We start from the raw sequence: 3,927 nt of genomic DNA, 5'->3' as shown, positions 1-3,927 counted from the left end.
CAAGGCGTACAAGGTCCGAGTGGCATAACAGGCCCAACCGGTCCTCAAGGAATACAAGGTATCCAGGGACCGCAAGGAAGTATAGGCCCAACCGGTCCTCAAGGAATACAAGGCGTGCAAGGTCCCCAAGGTCCAACAGGTCCGACAGGGGCAACGGGTCCTCAAGGAATTCAGGGAATCCAAGGTCCAATTGGTCCAACTGGTCCCCAAGGAATTCAGGGGATACAAGGAGTGCAAGGTACAATCGGCCCAACAGGTCCAACCGGCCCTCAAGGTCTACAAGGAATAACCGGCCAGGCGGGCCCAACCGGTCCAACAGGAGCAACCGGTCCGACTGGAGAAACGGGTCCCCAAGGTCCTCAAGGAATTCAAGGGTCACAAGGAGAAATGGGTCCAACGGGAGCAACCGGCCCGACTGGAGAAACGGGTCCCCAAGGTCTTCAAGGAATCCAAGGTCCCCAAGGGATAACAGGTTCGACGGGAGCAACCGGCCAGACGGGAGTGACTGGTGCCACTGGCCCGACTGGAATACAAGGCATACAAGGAATAACTGGAGCAACAGGAGGAACGGGAGTAACAGGCCCAACCGGCGCCACTGGTCCAACCGGCTTAACTGGAGCAACAGGATCATCTGCTATATCGACAGGTGGTGGCTATTTCTTTTCTACATCAACAAGCACAATTGCAGCAAGTGCCAATATTCCAATTAACTCGGGATCCACTGTATATGGAACTGGTGTATCTTTAACTAGTGCTACAACTGTCACAGTATCGACGCCAGGAATATATTTAGTAAGCTACTATTTCCAAGGGGACGCGACTGGTGGGAATGAAGTAGTATCTGTAAGATTACTATTAAATGGAACACAAGTAACAGGGAGTTTTATACAAAATGTAACGACATCAACTGTAGTATTGGAACCATCTATTTCAAATACGCTTCTTGTAAATGTAGCTAGTGCAAATTCAACGTTTATATTACAAAATGGCCCGCTCGGTGTTGGGCATGTGACTACAATAGCAGGTACGATTACGGCAAGTTTAAATGTAGTGAGAATATTATAAGAAATATAAAAACACAAGGAATGTCTTTTTAGACACACCTTGTGTTTTTGATGTTAAATGAACAATTTTTTATCCTGCATTAACGGGCAGTAAGACACCCACTACAAAATTCAGCTAGAGTAAAGAAGTTAGGTGATAGATCAACGGACCGTAAAAGCCCGATTGGTTTAACTAATAATCAGTGGGGATGCCCCCACTGATTAAAGTTTTGCTTTATCTTTTTGGCTGAAAAATATGTTGAAAGAAGTATTTGTGATGTAAGTTATCTACAATTTTATTTGCTTGATATGTGCGATGTTGTTCGAGTCGAAGTCTTTGCTCCATCATTTTTATTGCGTGATCAGATAAACGTAACATAATACATATCTCCTTTTCTATAAATATAGGTGACTATTTGATATCGATCCCATATTTATAATTAAGGAGGCAAAATGTGTAACATAGGCAAAAAGCACCTTCCTCTCCCATTACGCTTACGAGGTTAGCTGTCGGACTCGGGAAGTGAGAGTTTCCCTACTTAAAAAAAGATTCGCCCCAAGTAGCATAGCTACAAAATTGGTTCCCCCGCTCCAAAATTTGGACTCAGCAAAAGGTATTATAAGGTAAAAGGTAACATAAATAAAACGATTAGTCAAATTATTTTATTTTTTCTGTTTTTTCAGTTGTGTAAGTACTATTCCATCAGGTAGTTCGGTGTATGTTACTTCAAGGAAGCCGTGTTTTTTATATAATGCGATAGCAGGGGTATTTGCTTTACCTGTTTGTACAATGTATGTCATAGAAGAAGGGAACATGTTAAATATATAAATTAGGAGTTTCGTCGCAATTCCTTTTTGAAAAAAATCGGGCGATACAACTAACCTGTGGATATCAATTAGTTTTTCTTCTTGTACAAAAGAAATAAAGCCGACAAGTTTATTTTCAGAAAAATATCCATAGAATGTTTCAACGCAACTTTGAATATCGTTTACAGTATCATATAAACGGGGTATGGCAGTACTATTTAAGTAGTCCCCTTCAACTTTATAGGCTGGAATTTGAATTTGTAAAATGGATGTTGCTACTTCAAAAGAAGTGGAATTTAACTTAAGAATCATAGATAATGAAGCCTCCTTTGAATATGGTATATTAATATAATTGCTTTATGGGTGAGTTTGACAATATTTTTCTTTTTTGCATATAATATATGTATCTCCATATGTAAAATAGTAGTAAATATATTTCTATAGTGAAATATGATTAGCAATGATAAATACATATGTTTGTATTGAATCATACAAACTATAATAGAAATGGAGGACTAAAAATGGGATGGATTATCACATTAATAGTTGGTGCTATTATAGGTGCAATTGCTAGTTCTATAACGGGTAAAAATTTCCCAGGTGGTATGTTCGGAAATATTATCGCAGGTTTATTAGGTGCTTCGTTAGGTGGTAGATTATTTGGATCCTTTGGGCCATCATTTGGTGGGATTCATGTCGTGCCGGCATTATTAGGTGCAATCGTGTTAATTCTTATTGTATCATTTGTAGTGAAAGCTGCAAGGAAATAGAGATATAGATTATGATGAAGAGCCCTGAATAAGGGCTTTTCATCATTCGAAGAGGTGGTTTCATTGGAGAAAATAAATATAAGAAAAAGAGATAAGTTAAGAAAGTTTTTTAGAGAACAAAATTATTTGGCGGTATTGCTTGGATTTGCGTTATTGTTTATTAATATTTTATTACTAACAAAAATATCATTTGTTTTTACACCGTTTATCGTATTTTTAAAAACAATTTTCTTCCCAGTACTATTGGCAGGCGTGCTATTCTATATTTTGCATCCATTCGTTTCACTTTTAGAAAAGAAAGGTGTTTCAAGAATCGTATCGATAGCCTCAATATACTTAATAGTAATCGGATTATTTGTGTTTTTAGTTGTAACTGTTATCCCTATTATTAAAGATCAAATTGATGCATTAATTGATAACTTACCGTACTTTGGCCATGAGATTGAACAAGCAGCGCGTAGATTCGGGGAAAGTAATTTACTTGGTAAAATTCAGGAGAATTTAAATATTAATGTTGCGAATATGGTAAAAGACTATACAGTTGATTTTACAAAGTCATTATCATCAGTAACTGGGAATGTAACTGGATTCTTGAGTACTGTTACAGAGGTTGTTTTAACATTTGTAATGGTTCCATTTATATTGTTCTATCTTTTAAAAGATGGCGAACAATTGCCGAATCACTTCTTAAAATTCATTTCAGAACAAAGACAACCAGCAGCAATGAGAATACTAGATGATATGCACTATGCGATTAGCTCGTATATTAGAGGGCAAATTATCGTGAGCTTGTTTATCGGTATTATGCTATTAATCGGTTACCTTATTATCGGTATTAAATATGCGGTACTACTTGCGATTTTAGCGATGATTGTAAATATCGTTCCGTACGTAGGACCAATTATTGCTATTACACCAGCGTTAATTATCGCATTTATTGACTCGCCAGCAATGGTGTTAAAAGTAATCATTGTTATGATGGTTGTACAATTAGCAGAAGGTAAATTTATTTCTCCTCAAGTAATGGGGAAAAAGCTAGATATTCACCCAATTACAATCATATTTATCATTTTAACTGCCGGAAACTTATTCGGGATTATGGGCATTATTTTAGCCATTCCAGGATACGCGATATTAAAAGTGTTAGTTACGCACGGTTATAGATTTGTTAAGTTGAATACGTGAAAAAAGAGCTAAAACAGTGAACTGCACCCCAATTGTTAGACACAGTCTAACAATTGGAGGTGCAGTTTTTCTATGGCTAAATTTACAGCTGATGAAAAAATACAAATCGTTCTACGTTATTT

Annotated in this window: 5 protein-coding genes and 1 riboswitch; of the genes, 3 read left to right on the top strand and 2 right to left on the bottom strand. The window is 37.5% G+C overall.

Annotation, left to right across the window (positions count from 1 at the left end; translation table 11 throughout):
* Positions 1-1,065, top strand: a 1,065-nt coding sequence (locus MR160_RS32995; protein ID WP_481746746.1) for a collagen-like domain-containing protein, incomplete at its 5' end; no start/stop codon positions are given.
* Positions 1,066-1,278: 213 nt separating this feature from the next.
* On the opposite strand, the gene MR160_RS32990 is transcribed toward MR160_RS32995, so the two are convergent.
* On the bottom strand, positions 1,279-1,422 hold the full coding sequence (locus MR160_RS32990) for a hypothetical protein (RefSeq protein ID WP_000945244.1): 144 nt from the start codon (positions 1,420-1,422) through the stop codon (positions 1,279-1,281).
* Positions 1,423-1,519: 97 nt separating this feature from the next.
* A riboswitch (cyclic di-AMP (ydaO/yuaA leader) is annotated at positions 1,520-1,663 on the bottom strand.
* A gap of 43 nt (positions 1,664-1,706) precedes the next feature.
* Positions 1,707-2,162: a GNAT family N-acetyltransferase gene (locus tag MR160_RS32985; protein WP_242299145.1), complete on the bottom strand. Its 456-nt coding sequence runs from the start codon at positions 2,160-2,162 to the stop codon at positions 1,707-1,709.
* A gap of 209 nt (positions 2,163-2,371) precedes the next feature.
* Between MR160_RS32985 and MR160_RS32980 the strand changes: the two genes are divergently transcribed.
* A complete protein-coding gene (locus tag MR160_RS32980; protein WP_000539733.1) occupies positions 2,372-2,620 on the top strand; it encodes a GlsB/YeaQ/YmgE family stress response membrane protein in 249 nt (82 codons plus the stop codon).
* A 63-nt stretch (positions 2,621-2,683) separates the two neighbouring features.
* Positions 2,684-3,805 carry an AI-2E family transporter gene (locus MR160_RS32975; protein WP_000411479.1) on the top strand — a complete coding sequence of 374 codons (1,122 nt, stop codon included), beginning with the start codon at positions 2,684-2,686 and terminating at the stop codon, positions 3,803-3,805.
* The last annotated feature ends 122 nt before the right edge of the window (positions 3,806-3,927 follow it).

This window comes from Bacillus cereus group sp. BfR-BA-01382 (assembly GCF_022663475.1).
In the GTDB taxonomy this organism is placed as follows: domain Bacteria; phylum Bacillota; class Bacilli; order Bacillales; family Bacillaceae_G; genus Bacillus_A; species Bacillus_A thuringiensis_S.
Note: the sequence above shows the minus strand (reverse complement) of the source record. Positions and strands in the feature narration are given on the sequence as shown.